Source organism: Poseidonocella sp. HB161398 (assembly GCF_005870025.1).
Taxonomy (GTDB): Bacteria; Pseudomonadota; Alphaproteobacteria; order Rhodobacterales; family Rhodobacteraceae; genus Mangrovicoccus.
This window is the reverse complement of sequence record NZ_VATA01000023.1, coordinates 82,266-100,718: the sequence shown is the minus strand read 5'-3', so window position 1 is coordinate 100,718 and position 18,453 is coordinate 82,266. Positions and strand designations below refer to the sequence as shown.

Here is an 18,453-nt window from a genome sequence, read left to right as displayed (position 1 = left end):
GTACGACCGATGCCCGAAGACCTTCTTCTCGGCGATCGCACTCGCCGCAACCGTCATCTTCTGGCTGTGAGTCGGAACGAGTCCTGAGCCTAGGCCCTTTGGATGAAAAAACCCTTTCCGTCGTCCCGGACCGCCCCGGGGCCGCTGCTCAGCCCGGCTGGTCCGCCGCCGCAGCCGGTCCGGATCCGGACGCGCGGGCCTCTCGCTGGGCCACGTCCGAAATCAGCACCGCGATCGGCCGCGTTCCGGGGAACTCGTTGAAAATGATGACGAGAACGCTGGTCAGCGGCACCGCGAGGATCGCCCCCGGGATGCCCCAGAGCGCCGACCAGAAGGACAGGGCCAGGATCACGACAAAGGGCGAGAGATTCAGCTGCCGCCCGATCCAGCGCGGCTCCAGCACAGAGCCGACGAAGATCTGCATCGCCGTCAGGAGCGCCGTCAGCAGCAGCGTCCGCCAGATCTCGCCGAACTGCGCGAAGGAGAGCATCACCGGCAGCATCACCCCCAGCCAGGAGCCCAGGTAGGGAATGTAGTTCAGCAGCCCGATGCAGACCGCCCAGAACAGCGCGAAATCCACTCCGACGGCCCAGAGCACGCCGTAGCAGAGCAGGCCGAGGACGATGTTCACCAGCGTCTTCACGGTCAGGTAGTCGCCGATCTTGCGGTTGATCTCGCCGCCGATCTCCAGCACCCAGGCGCCCTTGCCCTCGGCGCCGAAGGCGTCGGCGATCTTGCCGGGGAAGCTCGGCCACTGGCCCATCAGGAAGCCGGCATAGATGATCACGACGAAGACGGAGCCCAGGACGCTCGTCAGCGAGGCGAAGAGCGCGCCGATGCGCGAGGGCAGGTCGAGCTGGCCGAAGATCATGCCGCGCAGGTCGTCCCAGGTCGGATCGCTTTCGGCGCCGAAGGTGCCCGCCAGCCGCACGGCCAGCGCCTCGAGGTTGCGCTGGTAGGCCGGGGCGCGGTCGACCATCTCCTCCAGCGTCACCGCCACCACCGCCGCCATCGAGAACAGCCCGATCACGAAGGCCGCCAGGATCGCGGTATGCAGCAGCCATCCGGGGCAGCGGCGCAGCACCGTCCAGCGCCGCAGCCAGGCGGCGCCGTTGATCAGCACGTAGACCGCGATCACCGCCGCCAGCACCGGCACGATCACCGCCTTGCCGATGATCAGGATCCAGCCGGCCATCAGCGCGGTGCCGAGCGACAGGAAGATGGTCTGGAGAAGTCTGGGCGAACCGGTCATCGAGGCCACTCGGCTGTTTCGGGAAGGTGCGGATCCGGCCCCTGCCGGGACGGATCCCGGCCGAGCCTATCCTGCGGGCAGACCCGCCCGCAAGCGCCGGTCCCGCGCCTGCGGCGCCCGGTCCGGGGCGGCGGCGGGGCAGGCGGGCATTGCAGCGCCCCGCCTGCCCGGGCTAGGGCGGGAGGGAGAGGCCCGAACAGCCGGAGGACCGCGCCCGTGATCAAGCTCGACGCCCGCGACATCGAGATCCTGCGCGTGCTCGCGCGAGAGGGGCGGATCTCGAAGGCCGCCCTGGCCGAGAAGGTCGGCCTGTCGCCGACCCCCGCCTGGGAGCGGCTGCGCAAGCTAGAGCGCGCCGGGCTGATCGAGGGCTACCGCGCCGAGATCAACCTGCGCGCCCTCGGCCCCTCCGTCACGGTTTTCGTGGCCGCCGAGCTCGCCGATCACACCCAGGCCAGCTTCCGCCGCTTCGAGGCCGCAGTGGGCGGCCATGACGAGATCACCGCCTGCTGGGCGCTCGGCGGCGGCTTCGACTACCTGCTGCAGATCGTGACCCGCGATGTCGACGCCTACCAGCGGCTGATCGATGCGCTGCTCGACCAGCGGATCGGGATCGCGCGCTACTTCACCTATGTGGTGACGAAGCAGGTGAAGGGCGGCGGCCTGCCGCCCCTGGAGCTGCTCTCGGGCGGCTGAGCCTGCCCGGCCGGACAGGCACGCTGCCGCCGGAGCGGCGGGCTGGCCCGATCCGGCGGAGGCCGGGGCAGGGGCGCTGCGGGCGGCCGAGTCGCGCCTTGCCGCGGCCGGGCCCTGCGCCAGCCCATCCGGCCTGCCAGGCGCCCTCTGCGCAGTCCGGACCGCCTGCCGGCGGAGGATATCCGGTCTCCATCTCTGCCCGCCGCAGGCCATTCTGCCGGGGAAAGGAGACCCTGCCATGCTCGACACTGCGATCTCGGCCCGGCCGGATATCGGCGACAAGCGCCTTCTGCGCTCATTTTCCTATCTCGGCGGCAAATGGACTTCGGGCACCTCCGGGGCCAGCTTCGCCGTCACCGATCCCGCCAATGGCGCCCATCTGGGCGATGTCGCCGCGCTCGATGCCGCGCAGGCGCGCCAGGCCGTGGATGCGGCCGACGACGCCTTCCCGGCCTGGTCGCGGCTCCTGCCGCACGAGCGCGCCGCGATCCTGAACCGCTGGCACGGGCTGATGCTCGGGGCGAAGGAGGATCTGGCGCGGATCATGGTGCTCGAGCAGGGCAAGCCGGTCTCCGAGGCCCGCGGCGAGATCGACTATGCCGCGGCCTTCATCGAATACTATGCAGAGGAGGCCAAGCGGCCCAATATCGAGAGCGTCACCTCGCATCTGCCCGATGCCGAGATGGAGCTCTGGCTGGAGCCGGTCGGCGTTGCCGCCCTCGTCACGCCCTGGAACTTCCCCTCGGCGATGCTGACCCGCAAGGCCGCCGCGGCGCTGGCCGCGGGCTGCACCGTCGTCGCGCATCCCTCGGCCGAGACCCCGTTCAGCGCGCTGGCGCTGGCGGAACTGGCCGAGCGCGCGGGCATGCCCGCGGGCGTCTTCAACGTCATCACCGGCCATGCGCCCGAGATCGTCGGCGCCTGGACCGGCGATGCACGGGTGCGCGCGCTCAGCTTCACCGGCTCGACCGAGGTCGGGCGGCTCCTCTACCGCCAGTCCGCAGAGACGGTGAAGAAGCTGGTGCTGGAGCTCGGCGGCCACGCGCCGGTGATCGTCTTCGCCGAGGCCGATCTCGACCGCGCCGTGGCCGAGACCGTGAAGGCGAAATTCGCCACCTCGGGCCAGGACTGCCTGGGCGCCAACCGCATCTATGTCCAGCGCCCGGTCTATGACGCCTTCTGCGAGAAGTTCACCGCCGCGGTGAAGGCGCTGACGCTGGGGCGCGGCATGGACGATCCCGATATCGGCCCGCTGATGAATGCCGCCGCCATCGCCAAGCAGCAGGCGCATGTCGCCGACGCGCTCGCCAAGGGCGCCAAGCTCGCCTGCGGCGGCAAGGTCAGCCCGCTCGGCCCGCTCTTCTTCGAGCCGACCGTGCTGGCGGATGTTCCGGCGGAGGCCGCGATCCTGCGCGAGGAGACCTTCGGCCCGGTGGCGCCGGTCCTGCCCTTCGACACCGAGGAAGAGGCCGTCGCCCGCGCGAATGACAGCGAATACGGGCTCGTCGCCTATGTGCATGCGATGGATCCGCGGCGCATCTACCGGCTCAGCCGGGCGCTGCAATACGGCATGGTGGCGGTCAACCGCACCAAGGTCACCGGCGCGCCGATCCCCTTCGGCGGCGTCAAGCAGTCCGGGCTGGGCCGCGAAGGCGCCCGCGCGGGCATGCAGGACTTCATGGAAATCAAGTACGTCTGCCGCGACTGGGCATGACGGGCTGCAACCGATAGCGAAAGAGGATATGACATGCTGACCAATGACCAGCTCGCCAAATGGGACCGGGAGAGCTTCTTCCACCCCTCGACCCATCTCGCCCAGCACGCCCGCGGCGAGACCCCGAGCCGGATCATCAAGACCGCGCAGGGCTCGACCATCGTCGACCGCGACGGCCGCGAGCTGCTCGACGCCTTTGCCGGGCTCTACTGCGTGAACGTGGGCTACGGCCGGCCGGAGATCGCCGAGGCGATCGCCGAGCAGGCGAAGGAGCTGGCCTATTACCACGCCTATGTCGGCCACGGCACCGAGGCCTCGATCACGCTGGCGCAGATGGTGCTCGACCGCGCGCCGTCGCACATGTCGAAGGTCTATTTCGGCCTCTCCGGCTCGGATGCCAACGAGACCAACATCAAGCTGATCTGGTACTACAACAACATCCTCGGCCGTCCGGAGAAGAAGAAGATCATCTCGCGCTGGCGCGGCTATCACGGCTCGGGGCTGATGACCGGCTCGCTCACCGGGCTGGGGCTCTTCCACAAGAAGTTCGACCTGCCGCTGGCGCAGGTGATCCATACCGAGGCGCCCTACTACTACCGCCGCGCCGACACCGCGCAGAGCGAGGCGGAGTTCACCGCGCATTGCGTCGCCGAGCTCGAGGCGCTGATCGCGCGCGAGGGCGCCGAAACGATCGCGGCCTTCATCGGCGAGCCGGTGCTGGGCACCGGGGGCATCGTGCCGCCGCCCGCAGGCTACTGGGAAGCGATCCAGGCGGTCCTGGAGAAGCATGACATCCTGCTGGTCGCCGACGAGGTCGTCACCGGTTTCGGCCGCCTCGGCTCGATGTTCGGCTCCGACCATTACGGGCTGAAGCCCGACCTGATCACCATCGCCAAGGGGCTGACCTCGGCCTATGCGCCGCTCTCGGGCTCGATCGTCGGCGACAGGATGTGGAAGGTGCTGGAGCAGGGCACTGACGAGAACGGACCGATCGGCCATGGCTGGACCTATTCGGCCCACCCGATCGGCGCCGCGGCGGGCGTCGCGAACCTCAAGCTGATCGACGAGCTGAACCTCGTGGAGCAGGCCGGCAAGGTCGGCGCCTATTTCCAGGGCGCGCTGCGCGACGCGCTGGGGGATCACGCCAATGTCGGCGAGATCCGCGGCGAGGGGCTGATGTGCGCGGTGGAATTCGTCGAGGACCGCGACGCGCGCGCCTTCTTCGATCCGGCCCGCAAGGTCGGCCCGGCCATCGCCACCGCGCTGGCAGGCGAGGGGGTGATCGGCCGGGCGATGCCCGAGGGCGACATCCTTGGCTTCGCGCCGCCCTTCTGCCTGACCGAGGCCGAGGCCGACCGCATCGCGGCCGCCACGGCGAAGAGCGTGGCCGCCGTGCTCGGCTGAGGCCTCGGCGCGGGCAGGGGGCGGACTACTCCGCGGTGCCGACCAGCATCCGCAGCCGCTCCCAGCCCTCCTCGGTCAGCTCGCGCTCTTCCGCGGTCTTCATGATCGCGTCGCGCACGGACTTGTTCTTGCGCAGGATCTTCAGGAACCGCGTCTCGTCGAGCACCAGCATGGTGGTCGGCGCGATGGCGGTGACGTCGCCGCGGAACTTGCGCCCGGTCAGCATCGCGATCTGGCCGAACATGTCGCCGCGCCCCAGGCGGTAGGTCTGCTTGGGGCTGCGCACCTCGACCGCCCCCGAGGCGATGAAGAAGACCGAGCGCGGCGTGTCGGTGCGCCGCCGCACCAGCTCGCCCGGCCCGGCATAGCGGGTCAGCATCGATCGGCCGAGCCGCTTCACCGTCTTGTCGTCGAGATCCGCGAAGAGCGGCAGCTGCCGCGCCAGGTCGGCGCGCCGCAGCGTCAGGTCGAGCTTCGGACGCACCCGCTCGCGCGCCAGGAGCCCCTCGATCCGCGCCACCAGGGTCTGGTGCAGCTCCGGCCCGATCAGCCCCTCTTCCAGCAGGTCGTCCATCTCGCCGCGCTCCAGCCGGAGCGAGATGCGGCGGATGAACTTGCGCTCCAGCTCCTCGGCATAGCCGGGATACTGCAGCTTCAGCCCCTCCAGCGCCTGTTCCACCGTCTCGATCCGTCGGTCCACCAGCTCGTGCAGCAGCTCGGCCACGCGGCGGCGGTGGATGCGGCGGATGCGGGTGTCGATGAAATCGTGCAGCCCCTTCATCACCAGCCGCTGGCCGAGCAGGAACTCGAAGCGGTTGGCCGTCAGGTTGGCCAGCGGGCGCGAGATCCGGGTGCGGTTGTCGAGCGCCACCGCCAGGCGGAACCAGTCGTTGAAGCCCAGCCCCCGGCGGTAGGCGGCACGGTAGCCCGAGCGCCCGCCGGTGCGGGTGGCCTCCATCACATGCGCAGAGAGCCCGCGCGCCTGCTCGTAGACCCGCGAGGAGATCAGCCCCGCCTCGAAGCCGCGGTCGACCAGGTCGCGCTCGTGCCCGGCCAGCGCGATCAGGCCCAGCGTGATGCGGTCGCGGTCGCCGATGCCCTCCTCGCCCTCCGCGGCCTCGACCGCCCGGTCGAGCCTCTCGCCGAATTCCTTGGCCTCGGCGCGGGCGATGTCGCGGGTCAGGTCGTAGTTCTCGGTCGCCACGGCGACGCGCTCGCGCACGGATTGCAGGGCGACCGCGACCACCTGCTTGGACAGCGCCGTGTCGATCGGCGAGAGCCGGTCGAGCTTCAGCCAGCCGATCACGGTGCGCAGCGTGGTGCCCTGCACGATCAGCGTGAAGAGCGTGTAGCCGGTGGCCAGGATGCCCACAACGCGCTGCGTGGCATCGGGCACCCGGGCGTTCTCGGTCACCGCCAGCGCCAGCGCCAGGGTGACCGCGCCGCGCAGCCCGCCCCAGAGGATCGCCACCTTGTAGGGGGTCTCCACCTTGGGCGAGACCTTCGCCAGGGTCAGCGCCGGCAGGAGCAGGAACAGCACCACCCCGCGCGCGGCGAAGGCGGCCAGGGCGACGACGGCGACATAGCCGGCATCGACCCAGGTCGCGGTGGCCATCAGATCGGGGATCAGGATGGCGGCCAGCACGAAGATCAGCGCCCCGGCCCAGTGGGCGAGGATGTCCCAGACCTCGGTCAGCTTGTTCCAGCGCGCCGGGTCGATCCGTCCGGGCCCGGCGAAGTTCAGCGTCAGCCCGCAGATCACCACGGCGATCACGCCCGAGGCGGTGAGGAACTGCTCGGCGATGACGTAGGAGAGGTAGGGCAGCGAGACCGAGACGCTGACCTGCGCCAGCTCGAAGCGGTTCAGCAGCGCCATCAGCCAGACGCCAATCCGCGCCATGATCCAGCCCGCCATCGCGCCGCCGGCGATCAGGTAGGGAAACTGCTCCAGCGCGGCGCCGACGGTCGGGTCGGGCATGCCGACCATCACGTAGGTGATGAAGAGCCCGAAGAGCGCGATCGCGGCGGCGTCGTTCAGGAGGCTCTCGCCCTCGATGATCCGGCCCAGCCGCTTGGGCGCCGAGAGCGAGCGGAAGATGCTGGCCACGGCCGAGGGGTCCGTGGTCGAGACCACCGAGCCGACCAGCAGCCCGACCATCAGCGAGGTGATCCCCATCCAGTAGAGCGCGCCGCCGATGAAGAGCGTCGAGACCACCACCGCGACCACCGCCAGGAGCAGGATCGGCACCCAGTCGTCGAGGATCCGCCGGATGTCCATGCCCAGCGTCACCTGGAAGATCAGCGTCGGCAGGAAGATGTAGAGGAAGGCATTCGCGCGGATCGGCAGGTCGTTCAGATAGGCCGCGATGAAGTTCAGCGAATTGGCGAAATCCAGCTGCAGGAAGGTCGCCGAGCCGAAGCTGATCAGGATCCCGACAATTGCCAGGATCACGCTAAAGGGGAGCCGGAGCCGCTCTGCCAGGGGCTCGGACAGGCCGACGACGAGAAACAGGCCGGCGGTGATGGTGGTAAGTGCGACGATCTCCATGTGCGTCGAGAAATCCGTTCCAGAAAGCTGCTTGATCGTGTCCGGGACCGGACCCTGTGCGGAGCAATATAGGGGCGCCGGAGACAAAGCGCCTCCCCCGCGACGCGCCCGGGCCTGCGGCTAGACCGCCCGGTCGGCGGGCCGGCGCGGGTTTCCGCCGCCGGCCGGGGCTGGCGCGGCCCGCCGCCCGGAAAAGCGACTTTCGGCCGGTCCTCCCCGATTTCCCGCGGTTGCGCGGCGTCAAAGATTGACCAATCGCTCAAGATTCGGGACACAGCGGGAAGGGGGAATATGAGGAGACGGTCCGCAGTACGAGGCCAGCCCTGCTTCCCGCGCACAACAGAGAGTGAAAGGATAACCCATGTACCGTCTCGTCCGCCGCCTGGCCGCGGTCTCCGCGCTGGCGCTCTGCGCTGCTGCGCCGGTCTCCGCCAAGACCTTCATCTACTGTTCCGAAGCCTCTCCGGAGGGCTTCGATCCCGCGCCCTATACCGCAGGCACGACCTTCGACGCCTCGGCCCATCCGATCTTCTCGAAGCTGGTGCAGTTCAAGAAGGGCACCACCGAGGTGATCCCGGATCTGGCCGAGAGCTGGGATATCTCCGAGGACGGGCTGGAGATCACCTTCCATCTGCGCCAGGGCGTGAAATGGCAGTCGAACGACGCCTTCTCCCCGTCGCGCGACTTCAACGCCGATGACGTGATCTTCTCCTTCGACCGCCAGGGCAATGCGGACAATCCCTGGCACGCCTACCTGCCGGGGATGACCTACGAGTACTTCTCCGCGATGGAAATGGGCGACCTGATCGCCTCGATGGAGAAGATCGACGACTACACGGTGAAATTCACCCTGACCCGTCCCGAGGCGCCCTTCATGGCCAACCTCGCCATGCCCTTCGCCTCGATCGTCTCGGCCGAATATGCCGACGCGCTGGCTGACGCGGGCACGACCGAGGATTTCAACAACAAGCCGATCGGCACCGGCCCGTTCAGCTTCGTCGCCTACCAGAAGGACGCGGTGATCCGCTACAAGAAGAACGCCGACTACTACGGCGAGGCGCCGAAGATCGACGACCTGGTCTTCGCGATCACGCCCGACGCCTCGGTGCGGCTGCAGAAGCTGAAGGCCGGCGAATGCCACCTGATGCCCTATCCCTCGCCGGCCGACCTGGCGGACATCAAGTCCGACCCGAACCTCAAGCTCGACAGCCAGCCGGGCCTGAACGTCGCCTATCTGGCCTACAACACCACCGTGCCGCCCTTCGACAATCCGAAGGTCCGCAAGGCGCTGAACATGGCGATGAACAAGCAGGCGATCATCGACGCGGTCTTCCAGGGCGCGGGCCAGGTCGCCAAGAACCCGATCCCGCCGACCATGTGGTCCTATAACGACGCGATCGAGGACGATCCCTACGATCCCGAGGCCGCCAAGGCGATGCTGGCCGAGGAAGGCGTCGAGGGGCTGAAGATGCAGATCTGGGCGATGCCGGTGCAGCGCCCCTACATGCCCAATGCCCGCCGCACGGCCGAGCTGATGCAGGCCGATTTCGCCGAGATCGGCGTCGAAGTGGAAATCGTCTCCTATGAATGGGGCGAGTACCTGAAGAAATCGACCGATCCGTCCCGCGAGGGCGCGGTGATCCTGGGCTGGACCGGCGACAACGGCGATCCCGACAACTTCCTGGCCGTGCTGCTCAGCTGCGCCGCGACCGGCGACGGCGGCTCGAACCGCGCGCAGTGGTGCGACGACGAGTTCTCCGACCTGATCACCCGCGCCAAGCAGGTGCAGGACCAGGCCGAGCGCACCAAGCTCTACGAAGAGGCGCAGGTCGTGTTCAAGGACCAGGCCCCCTGGGCCACCATCGCGCATTCGACCCAGTACGTGCCGATGCGCGCCAATGTCGAAGGCTTCGTGATGAGCCCGCTGGGCGACTTCACCTTCGAAACCGTCGACATCACCGAGTAAATCCGGTTTCCTGACACTTGCCGGGCGCGTCCGCGGGGCGCGCCCGATTTCATGGAGGACGCATGCTCCGATTTCTTCTCGCAAAGCTGCTCTACCTGGTCCCGACCTTCATCGGCATCACCATCGTCGCCTTCGGCTTCGTGCGGGTGCTGCCCGGCGATCCGGTGCTGCTGATGGCCGGCGAACGGGGGATCTCTCCGGAACGCCATGCCGAGCTCTCGGCGCAGCTGGGCTATGACCGGCCCTTCCTGGTGCAGTATCTCGACTTCCTCGGACGGCTCTTCCACGGCGACCTGGGCACGTCGCTCGTCACCAAGAAGCCGGTGCTCGGCGAGTTCCTGGCGCTGTTCCCGGCGACGGTGGAGCTGGCCGTCTGCGCCATCCTGATCGCCACGCTCGTGGGCGTGCCGGTCGGCGTCATCGCCGCGATCAAGCGCGGCTCGCTCTTCGACCAGATCTCGATGACCGGGGCGCTGGTGGGCTTCTCGATGCCGATCTTCTGGTGGGGGCTGCTGCTGATCATCTTCTTCTCGGGCACGCTCGGCTGGACCCCGGTCTCTGGGCGGATCTCGCTGCTCTACTATTTCGACAACGTCACCGGCTTCATGCTGATCGACAGCCTGCTCTCGGGGCAGGAGGGCGCCTTCGCCTCCGCGGTCAGCCACCTGATCCTGCCCTCGGTCGTGCTGGCGACGATCCCGCTCGCGGTGATCGCGCGGCAGACCCGCTCGGCCATGCTCGAGGTGATGGGCGAGGACTATGTCCGCACCGCCCGCGCCAAGGGCCTGACCCAGCGCCGCGTCGTCTCCGTCCATGCGCTGAGGAACGCGATGATCCCTGTCATCACCACGATCGGCCTGCAGGTCGGCGTGCTGATGGCCGGCGCGATCCTGACCGAGACGATCTTCTCCTGGCCGGGCATCGGCAAGTGGATGATCGACAGCATCTCGCGCCGCGACTACCCGGTGGTGCAGTCGGGCCTGCTGATGATCGCCGCCATCGTGATGATCGTGAACCTGATCGTCGACCTGACCTACGGGCTCATCAATCCGAGGATCCGGCACAAATGACCGACATGACCCCCGAACGTCTATCCACCTGGACGATCCGCCGCCGGATGCTGGCCGAGTTCTGGTTCTACTTCCGCCAGAACCGCGGCGCCGTCGCCGGGCTTGCCGTCTTCGTCCTCCTGGTCCTCACGGCGGTCTTCGCGCCGCTGCTGGCGCCGCATGACCCGATCCTGCAGTACCGCGACGCGCTGCTGGTGCCGCCGGCCTGGACCGCGGAAGGCAGCGCCGAGTACCTCTTGGGCACAGATGCAGTCGGGCGCGACATCCTCTCGCGGCTGATCTTCGGCGCGCGCTACTCGCTTTTCATCGGCATCGTCGTCGTCTCGATCGCGCTGGTCGGCGGCATCCTGATCGGGCTGCTGGCCGGGTTCTTCGGCGCCTGGGTCGATGCCGTGCTGATGCGGGTGATGGACGTGATCCTGGCCTTCCCGTCGCTCTTGCTGGCGCTGGTGCTCGTCGCCGTGCTGGGGCCGGGGCTGACCAATGCGATGATCGCCATCGCCATCGTCTACCAGCCGCATTTCGCGCGCCTGACCCGCGCCGCGGTGATGGCCGAGAAGAACCGCGAATACGTCACCGCCGCGCAGGTCGCGGGCGCCGGCCGCATGCGGCTGATGTTCAAGACCATCCTGCCGAACTGCCTGGCGCCGCTGATCGTGCAGGCGACGCTGAGCTTCTCCTCGGCGGTGCTCGACTCCGCCGCGCTCGGCTTCCTGGGCATGGGCGCGCAGCCGCCGGCGCCCGAATGGGGCACGATGCTGGCCGAGGCGCGGGAATTCATCCTGCGCGCCTGGTGGGTGGTGACGCTGCCGGGCCTGGCGATCCTGGTCTCGGTGCTGGCGATCAACCTGATGGGCGACGGGCTGCGCGACGCGCTCGATCCCAAGCTGAAGCGGAGCTGAGCCATGTCCCTTCTGACCATCCGCAACCTCACCGTCCGCTTCGCCACCTCCACCGGCAGCTTCACCGCCGTCGACGGGATCGACGTCCATGTCGATGCCCGCGAGGTGCTGGCCATCGTCGGCGAGTCGGGCTCGGGCAAGTCGGTCTCGATGCTCGCCGTCATGGGGCTGCTGCCGGACACCGCCACGGTCACGGCCGACGAGATGACCTTCGACGGGCGCGACATGCTGACGATGAGCGCGGCCGAGCGCCGCCGCCTGATCGGCCGCGAGATCACCATGATCTTCCAGGAGCCGATCGCCTCGCTGAATCCGTCCTACACGGCCGGGTTCCAGATCGAGGAGGTGCTGCGGCTGAATGCCGGGCTGTCCTCGCGCGAGGCGAAGGCCCGCGCGCTGGAGCTGTTCCAGGCGGTCGGCATCCCCGAGCCAGAGCGGCGGCTGAAGAGCTATCCCCACCAGATGTCGGGCGGGCAGTGCCAGCGGGTGATGATCGCGATGGCGATCGCCACCAAGCCGCGGCTCCTGATCGCCGACGAGCCGACCACCGCGCTCGACGTGACGATCCAGAAGCAGATCCTCGACCTGCTGATGACACTGCAGGAAGAGCAGGGGATGGGGCTGATCCTCATCACCCACGACATGGGCGTCGTCGCCGAGACCGCCGACCGCGTGGTCGTGCAGTACAAGGGCAAGCGCATGGAGGAGGCCGACGTGCTGACGCTCTTCGAGGCGCCGAAGCATCCCTACACCAGGGCGCTGCTGTCAGCGCTGCCCGAGAATGCGGTGGATGGCAGGCTGCCCACCGTCTCCGATTTCCTGATCGAGGAGGCCCCGCGATGATCGTCGTCGAAGGCGAGAGCCTGACCCAGGACTACGTGATCTCCGCCGGCATGTTCGGCAAGCCGAAGATGCTGCGGGCGGTGAAGGGCGCGAGCTTCTCGGTGGAGCAGGGGAAGACCCTGGCCATCGTCGGCGAGTCGGGCTCGGGCAAGTCGACGCTGGCGCGGATCATCGCGCTGATCGACCCGGCCTCGGGCGGCACGCTGCGGATCCAGGGCGAGCCGGTCGCCATCGGCAGCGGCCGGGTGCCGCCCGCGCTGCGCTCCAAGGTGCAGATGGTGTTCCAGAACCCCTATGGCAGCCTCAACCCGCGCCAGAAGATCGGCGACGTGCTGATGGAGCCCTTGATGCTGAACACGGACATGCCCGCCTCCGAGCGGCATGACCGGGCGGAGGCGATGCTGAAGCGCGTGGGGCTGGGGCCCGAGCATTTCAACCGCTATCCGCACATGTTCTCGGGCGGGCAGCGGCAGCGGATCGCCATCGCGCGGGCGATCATGCTGAACCCCGCGCTCCTCGTGCTCGACGAGCCGGTCTCGGCGCTCGACCTGTCGGTGCAGGCGCAGGTGCTGAACCTGCTGGGCGAGCTGCAGCAGGAATTCGGCCTGACCTATGTCTTCATCTCGCACGACCTCTCGGTGGTGCGCTTCCTCGCCGACGAGGTGATGGTGATGAACAAGGGCGAGGTGGTGGAGCAGGGCAGCCGCGAGGCGCTCTTCGCCGATCCGCAGCACCCCTATACCAGGCAGCTCTTCGCCGCGACGCCGGTCACCGATATCGAGGCGATCCGCGCCCGCGTCGCGCGGCGCAAGGCGCGGCTGGCCTCCTGAGCCCTGCGGGCCCCGCCAGGGCGGGGCTCACATCCGCTCCTTGATCCCGGCGCGGATCAGCCAGGCATTGACCGGATAGGCCGTGCAGAAGCCCGCGATCATGGCGATCTGCATGGCGAACCAGAAAAGCGGGTCGGCGGCGGTTACCTCCGCCCCCGGCGCGATCCGCGGGAAGACCGCGAAATGGGCGACGGCCATGGCGCCGTACATGCCGATCTGCCAGGCGGCGAGCGAGGCGGCATCGGCCTTCAGCGCGGCCCGCAGGCCGTCCTTCAGCCCGAGCCCGCGCATCGGCGCGATGGCGAAATACTGGAAGGCCAGCCCCAGCGCGAAGGCGAAGACGAAATCCAGCCCCCAGACGGCGAAGATGCGGTTCCCGAAGAGCCCCGGATAGCCGAACGGGACCAGCACGGCCGGAACGAGCAGGGCCAGCGTCTCGGCGAGGATGTCGCCCAGCGTGCAGCCCGCCCCGCAATGCAGCGTGCCCTTGGCCACCACCGCCGCGAAGGGCGTGTCCTCGCTGGCATGGCCGTGCCCGTAGCGGGCGTGGAACCACAGGACCAGCGGCCCGGCGAAGAGCGCGCAGAGCGGCCAGACCAGCACCATGACCTTCATGTGCGGCGGGTGGCGGATCACCCGGCGGGCCATGGCGGCGGCGGAGGCGAGTCCGCCGGCGAGGGCGGCAAGGGACAGAACGGTCAGCGGGAGAGGGATCATCCGGATTACCTTCATGCACGAACGCAACAGCGGGACCGCGCGGCGGTCCCGGGGCTCAACGCATGGAAGGGCCGGCAGGTTTCGGGCGGATTTCCCTCCGGCGGGTTCAGCGGCCGTGGCGCATCCAGGTCCGCACTGTCTGGGCCAGCGCGTCGGAGGAATTGCGGTTCAGCTTCAGCCGCTGCCCCGCGATCTCCTCGGCCAGCGAATTGGCCATGCCGACGATCTCCTGGTGGCGCGCGACCGAGCTGACGATCCGCGCCACGCGCGGCAGCTCGAATTGCGAGCCGAGGAACAGCCCCTTGCCGACGGGATACATGAAGAGGAGGTTGTCGAACTCGCTGCCGTCGCGGCGGCGGTTGCGCAGCACGACCTGCAGCTCGCGTCCGGCGGCAAGGGCCGCGCGGATCTCGTCGCGCGCCTCGGGCTGCTCGATGCCGCCCTGCAGAAAGCGGCAGTTGCGCCCCTCGACCTCGGCCGCGTCATAGCCCGTCAGCGCCTCGAAGGCGGCATTGGCGAGCACGAGCGGCACGTCGGGCAGGGTCGTGTCGGCGAGGGTGAGGGGAATTCGGGCGGCAAGAATGAACTGGCGCGTCTTGCTGGCAATCGACATTGATATAGGTAAGCCTCTGGACGGTCTGGCGATGAGCTGCGGAGAAGATATGGACGGAACGGAAAGCGGACAAGCGGCAGGCAGCCGCGGAGAAGGCGTGATCGTCGGGGTCGGCGCCTCCGCGGGCGGGCTCGAGGCGTTCCAGGACCTGTTTTCGCGGCTGCAGGTGAACCACCGCATCGCGATGGTTCTGGTCCAGCATCTCGACCCGGACCACGAGAGCCTGCTGCAGGATCTGCTGCGCAAGCGCACCGAGACGCCGGTCCATACCATCCACCAGGACATGGCGGTGGAGCCGGGCAACATCTACCTGATCCCGCCGGGCCGGGCGCTGACCATCGAGAACGGCGTGCTGAAGCTCGCCAGCTTCGAGAGCCCGCGCGGCCAGCGCCGCCCGATCGACGTCTTCTTCGAGAGCCTCGGGCGCGACCGCGGCGACCGCGCCGTCGGCATCGTGCTGTCCGGCACCGGCAGCGACGGCGCCGAGGGGATCAAGGCTCTGAAGGCCGCCGGCGGGCTGGTCTTCGCCCAGGACCCGGTGCAGTCGCGCTATGACGGCATGCCGAAGAGCGCCATCGCCACCGGCGCCGTGGACCTGATCCTGCGCACCGAGGAGATGGTCGACGCGCTGGCGGATTTCTTCGACCGCAAGTCCGGGCTGGAACCGGCGATCGAGAGCGACCGGGAATTCATCGACACCGTCTTCAAGCATGTCCGCTACCACACGGGGCACGACTTCACCCATTACAAGCACTCGACGCTGATGCGGCGGCTGAGCCTGCGGATGTCGGTTCTGGGGATCGCCTCGCCGGCGGATTACGTCAAGACGCTGATCCGCGACCGCGACGAGGCGCGGCGCCTGATCCATGACGTCCTGATCAACGTCACCGGCTTCTTCCGCGACCCCGAGGCCTGGGACAAGCTGCGCACCACGGTGCTGCCGCAGATCCTCAAGGGCCGCGGCCATGACGAGGAGGTGCGGATCTGGGTGCCGGGCTGCTCTTCGGGGCAGGAGGCCTATACCCTGGCGATGCTGCTCAGCGAGGAGCTGTCGCGCACCAGCGCCCATCCGCAGGTGGTGATCTTCGGCACCGATATCGACGAGCACGCGCTGGCCCAGGCGCGGCGCGGCCTCTACCCGGCCTCCGCCGTGGACGAGATCCCGGCGGCCTACCTGCAGGAGTACTTCATCTCCACCCCCGAGGGCTACGAGGTCGGCAAACGGCTGCGCAACATGGTGCGCTTCTCCTACCAGAGCGTCATCAAGGACCCGCCCTTCTCGAAGCTCGACCTGGTCTCCTGCCGCAACCTGACGATCTATTTCGAGCCGAAGCTGCAGAAGGTGGCGGCGAATGTCTTCCACTACGCGCTGAACCCGGGCGGCTTCCTGATGCTGGGGCTCTCCGAGAACCCCACCGGCGTGTCCGACCGGTTCGAGGATTTCGACGGCCCGACGCGGATCTTCCGGCGCAACAGCGAGCTGTCGCGGCCGCTGGACCTGCCGCTTGGCCGGCTGTCGCAGACCCAGCCGCGGATGGGCAGCGAAATGGCCCCGGCGCTCAGCGGCAACGGTCCCCGCGCCCAGGTGGAGCGCGCGATCCTCGAGGCGCATGTGCCGCCCTATGTCGTGCTGAGCCCGTCGAACGCGGTCAGCTATGCCGCGCCCGGAGCGGAAGACTACCTGCGCGTGCCCTCGGGCGACCAGCGCTACGACCTGGTCTCGCTGGCGATCGATCCGCTGGTGGCGCCGGTGCGGCGGCTGCTGGCGCATCAGGACTCCGCCGTGCAGAGCCCGGTCTCGGCCGAGGTGACCATCGAGATCCAGGGCGCGCCGCGCAAGATCCTGCTGACCGCGAAGCGGCTCGCCTCGGGCGAGAAGTACATGCTCTTCGAGACGCTCGGCCCGGGCGATCCCGACGCGCTGATGCTGACCGCCAGCGCCGCGCGCGACGACGCCTATGTGCGCGAGCTGGAGAACGAGCTGGACGATGCCCGCCAGACGATCCGCTCGACCGTGGAGGAGCTCGAGACCTCGAACGAGGAGCTGAAGAGCTCCAACGAGGAAATGATGTCGATGAACGAGGAGCTGCAATCCTCGAACGAGGAGCTCTCGACCATCAACGAGGAGCTGCAGACCAACATCGCCCAGCTCAACGCGGTGAACGGCGACCTGGCGGGGTTCCTGGAATCCACCGGGCTGGCCACGGTCTTCCTCGACGACGCGCTGAACCTGCGCCGCTTCACGCCGCGCGCGCAGGACTATTTCCGCTTCGTCGAGGCCGATCTCGGCCGCCCGCTGGAGGACATCGCCGCGCTGATCCCGGCCGAGGAGCTGATCGAGAGCTGCCGCTCGGCGCTGCTGGCCGGCGAGCTCGACGAGATCGAGCTGGCGACGCTTGACGGCACGCGCAACCTGATTGCCCGGATCGCCCCGAGCCGCCAGGAGACCGGCACACTTCAGGGCGTGGTCTTCACCCTGGTCGACGTGACCGACCTGCGCCGCTACGCCTCCGAGGCGGAAGCCGCGCGCGAGGAGGCGCAGCGGCGGATGATCGAGGTCGAGGAGCTCTACGGCGCCAGCCCGATCGGCATGGCGCTGTTCGATCTGGAGCACCGGTTCCGACGGGTGAACCAGACGCTGGCCGATCTAGACGGCCTGCCGGCCAAGGCCCATGTCGGCGCGCGGGTGGAGATGCTGTTCCCCAATGCCCCGGCCGAGATCGTGGCCGCGCTGGACCAGGTGGCCGAGACCGGAGAGGCGGTGATCGGCATGGAAGTGGTCGGGTCCAGCCCGGTCTTTCCCGGCGAGGACCGCGCCTGGGTGGTGGATTTCTATCCGCTGGCCGGGGATGGCGGGGTCGCCGCGATCGGCTGCAACGTGCGCGACATCACCGAGCAGCGCGAGACCGAGGACCAGCTGCGCCGGATCATGCTGGAGCTGCAGCACCGGGTGAAGAACATGCTGGCCAACGTCAAGGCGCTGATCAACCGCGCCAAGCGCGACCGCCGCGACCCCAAGCTGGTGCTGCGCACCCTGTCGGACCGGATCGACTCGATGGCGCGGACCCATGCGCTGCTGACCGACGGCAACTGGCAGTCGACGCGGATCACCGACCTGCTGCGCCCCGAGCTGCACGATGTCTACGGCGAGGAGGCGATCTCCTTCCACGGCCCCGAGCTGCGGCTGAACGCGCGGGCGAGCCTGGCGATCGGCCTGACGGTGCACGAGCTGGCGACCAATGCCGCGAAATACGGCGCGCTCTCGCCCGAAGGCGAGCATCTGGCGATCCGCTGGATGCGGGTCGACGAAGGCGACGGCGACCTGCTGCGGCTGGTCTGGACGGAGACCTGCAAGGGCGAGATCGTGGCGCCGGATGGCAACGGATTCGGCACGACGCTGATTCATGCGATGATCGAGGGAACCTTGGAGGGGAGGATTGCGTTCGACTGGCATGCCAACGGTCTTACCTGCACTATCGAGATGCCCTACGACAATGCCACACGGATTGCACCCAGCCCCATCTGACCTCAAGATCGACCTCAAGACGCTGCCCGTCCTGTGCCTCGATGACGAGGTTCTCGTCGCCATCGACATGGCCGAGATCCTTGCCGAGCGCGGCTTCAGCGACGTGTCGACCGCCTTCACGCTGCGCAGTGCGGGCGAGCTGCTCGACCGCAAGCCGATCCGGCTGGCGATACTGGATGTCAATCTCGGCCATGGCGAGACCAGCTTCGAGATCGCCCGCCGCATAGAGGAGGCCGGCGGCACGGTCGTCTTCGCCAGCGGCTACGGCATGTCGCAGCTGCCCGAGGAATTCCACGGCAACACCATCCTGTCGAAACCGATCCACGAGAACGCCCTGACAGCGGCGCTGGACCGGCTGGGCTGACCGGCGCG

General features: G+C 68.5%; 14 protein-coding genes. 10 read left to right on the top strand and 4 right to left on the bottom strand.

The features are described 5' to 3' along the window. Nucleotides 1-148: 148 nt before the first annotated feature. Nucleotides 149-1,252, bottom strand: a complete 1,104-nt coding sequence (locus tag FGX59_RS18675; protein WP_138468644.1) for an AI-2E family transporter — start codon at nucleotides 1,250-1,252, stop codon at nucleotides 149-151. A gap of 219 nt (nucleotides 1,253-1,471) precedes the next feature. Between FGX59_RS18675 and FGX59_RS18670 the strand changes: the two genes are divergently transcribed. The 3 genes from FGX59_RS18670 (at nucleotide 1,472) to FGX59_RS18660 (ending at nucleotide 5,066) form a co-directional block, all read left to right on the top strand. Further along, on the top strand, nucleotides 1,472-1,948 hold the full coding sequence (locus tag FGX59_RS18670) for an Lrp/AsnC family transcriptional regulator (RefSeq protein WP_138468652.1): 477 nt from the start codon (nucleotides 1,472-1,474) through the stop codon (nucleotides 1,946-1,948). A gap of 238 nt (nucleotides 1,949-2,186) precedes the next feature. Beyond that, nucleotides 2,187-3,662 carry an NAD-dependent succinate-semialdehyde dehydrogenase gene (locus tag FGX59_RS18665; RefSeq protein ID WP_138468643.1) on the top strand — a complete coding sequence of 492 codons (1,476 nt, stop codon included), beginning with the start codon at nucleotides 2,187-2,189 and terminating at the stop codon, nucleotides 3,660-3,662. A gap of 33 nt (nucleotides 3,663-3,695) precedes the next feature. Beyond that, nucleotides 3,696-5,066: an aspartate aminotransferase family protein gene (locus FGX59_RS18660; RefSeq protein WP_138468642.1), complete on the top strand. Its 1,371-nt coding sequence runs from the start codon at nucleotides 3,696-3,698 to the stop codon at nucleotides 5,064-5,066. 25 nt (nucleotides 5,067-5,091) lie between these two features. On the opposite strand, the gene FGX59_RS18655 is transcribed toward FGX59_RS18660, so the two are convergent. Beyond that, entirely contained in the window at nucleotides 5,092-7,614 is a 2,523-nt protein-coding gene (locus FGX59_RS18655; protein ID WP_138468641.1) for a cation:proton antiporter, read from the bottom strand. Between the two features lie 361 nt (nucleotides 7,615-7,975). Between FGX59_RS18655 and FGX59_RS18650 the strand changes: the two genes are divergently transcribed. The 5 genes from FGX59_RS18650 to FGX59_RS18630 all read left to right on the top strand — a co-directional run bounded on the left by FGX59_RS18650 (nucleotide 7,976) and on the right by FGX59_RS18630 (nucleotide 13,225). Next, complete coding sequence (locus FGX59_RS18650; protein ID WP_138468640.1) at nucleotides 7,976-9,580, top strand: ABC transporter substrate-binding protein; 1,605 nt, start codon at nucleotides 7,976-7,978, stop codon at nucleotides 9,578-9,580. Nucleotides 9,581-9,642: 62 nt separating this feature from the next. Then, complete coding sequence (locus FGX59_RS18645) at nucleotides 9,643-10,650, top strand: ABC transporter permease subunit (protein ID WP_138468639.1); 1,008 nt, start codon at nucleotides 9,643-9,645, stop codon at nucleotides 10,648-10,650. Beyond that, entirely contained in the window at nucleotides 10,647-11,552 is a 906-nt protein-coding gene (locus FGX59_RS18640; protein ID WP_138468638.1) for an ABC transporter permease subunit, read from the top strand. Before FGX59_RS18645 ends, FGX59_RS18640 begins: the two co-directional genes overlap by 4 nt. Nucleotides 11,553-11,555: 3 nt before the next feature. Continuing rightward, a complete protein-coding gene (locus FGX59_RS18635; protein ID WP_138468637.1) occupies nucleotides 11,556-12,395 on the top strand; it encodes an ABC transporter ATP-binding protein in 840 nt (279 codons plus the stop codon). Further along, entirely contained in the window at nucleotides 12,392-13,225 is an 834-nt protein-coding gene (locus tag FGX59_RS18630; RefSeq protein ID WP_138468636.1) for an ATP-binding cassette domain-containing protein, read from the top strand. Before FGX59_RS18635 ends, FGX59_RS18630 begins: the two co-directional genes overlap by 4 nt. A gap of 27 nt (nucleotides 13,226-13,252) precedes the next feature. Here the strand turns inward: FGX59_RS18630 and FGX59_RS18625 are convergent, their stop codons facing one another. Together FGX59_RS18625 and FGX59_RS18620 are read right to left on the bottom strand one after the other, a co-directional pair. Next, nucleotides 13,253-13,942, bottom strand: coding sequence for a DUF4396 domain-containing protein (locus FGX59_RS18625; protein ID WP_138468635.1), 690 nt, complete (start codon nucleotides 13,940-13,942; stop codon nucleotides 13,253-13,255). A 106-nt stretch (nucleotides 13,943-14,048) separates the two neighbouring features. Further along, nucleotides 14,049-14,555 carry a PAS domain-containing protein gene (locus FGX59_RS18620; RefSeq protein ID WP_171060710.1) on the bottom strand — a complete coding sequence of 169 codons (507 nt, stop codon included), beginning with the start codon at nucleotides 14,553-14,555 and terminating at the stop codon, nucleotides 14,049-14,051. Nucleotides 14,556-14,652: 97 nt separating this feature from the next. On the opposite strand from FGX59_RS18620, the gene FGX59_RS18615 reads away from it, so the two are divergent. Together FGX59_RS18615 and FGX59_RS18610 are read left to right on the top strand one after the other, a co-directional pair. Then, nucleotides 14,653-18,081 carry a chemotaxis protein CheB gene (locus FGX59_RS18615; RefSeq protein WP_240722558.1) on the top strand — a complete coding sequence of 1,143 codons (3,429 nt, stop codon included), beginning with the start codon at nucleotides 14,653-14,655 and terminating at the stop codon, nucleotides 18,079-18,081. Further along, the gene (locus FGX59_RS18610) at nucleotides 18,062-18,445 is read left to right on the top strand and encodes a response regulator (protein ID WP_171060709.1); all 384 of its coding nucleotides are present in this window, start codon (nucleotides 18,062-18,064) and stop codon (nucleotides 18,443-18,445) included. Before FGX59_RS18615 ends, FGX59_RS18610 begins: the two co-directional genes overlap by 20 nt. Nucleotides 18,446-18,453: the final 8 nt, after the last annotated feature.

What these genes read in the sequence shown, in the direction of transcription:
- FGX59_RS18675 (WP_138468644.1), bottom strand. Translation starts at nt 1,252, where the DNA reads ATGACCGGTTCGCCCAGACTTCTCCAGACCATCTTCCTGTCGCTCGGC.
- FGX59_RS18665 (WP_138468643.1), top strand. Translation starts at nt 2,187, where the DNA reads ATGCTCGACACTGCGATCTCGGCCCGGCCGGATATCGGCGACAAGCGC.
- FGX59_RS18660 (WP_138468642.1), top strand. Translation starts at nt 3,696, where the DNA reads ATGCTGACCAATGACCAGCTCGCCAAATGGGACCGGGAGAGCTTCTTC.
- FGX59_RS18655 (WP_138468641.1), bottom strand. Translation starts at nt 7,614, where the DNA reads ATGGAGATCGTCGCACTTACCACCATCACCGCCGGCCTGTTTCTCGTC.
- FGX59_RS18650 (WP_138468640.1), top strand. Translation starts at nt 7,976, where the DNA reads ATGTACCGTCTCGTCCGCCGCCTGGCCGCGGTCTCCGCGCTGGCGCTC.
- FGX59_RS18645 (WP_138468639.1), top strand. Translation starts at nt 9,643, where the DNA reads ATGCTCCGATTTCTTCTCGCAAAGCTGCTCTACCTGGTCCCGACCTTC.
- FGX59_RS18640 (WP_138468638.1), top strand. Translation starts at nt 10,647, where the DNA reads ATGACCGACATGACCCCCGAACGTCTATCCACCTGGACGATCCGCCGC.
- FGX59_RS18635 (WP_138468637.1), top strand. Translation starts at nt 11,556, where the DNA reads ATGTCCCTTCTGACCATCCGCAACCTCACCGTCCGCTTCGCCACCTCC.
- FGX59_RS18630 (WP_138468636.1), top strand. Translation starts at nt 12,392, where the DNA reads ATGATCGTCGTCGAAGGCGAGAGCCTGACCCAGGACTACGTGATCTCC.
- FGX59_RS18625 (WP_138468635.1), bottom strand. Translation starts at nt 13,942, where the DNA reads ATGATCCCTCTCCCGCTGACCGTTCTGTCCCTTGCCGCCCTCGCCGGC.
- FGX59_RS18620 (WP_171060710.1), bottom strand. Translation starts at nt 14,555, where the DNA reads ATGTCGATTGCCAGCAAGACGCGCCAGTTCATTCTTGCCGCCCGAATT.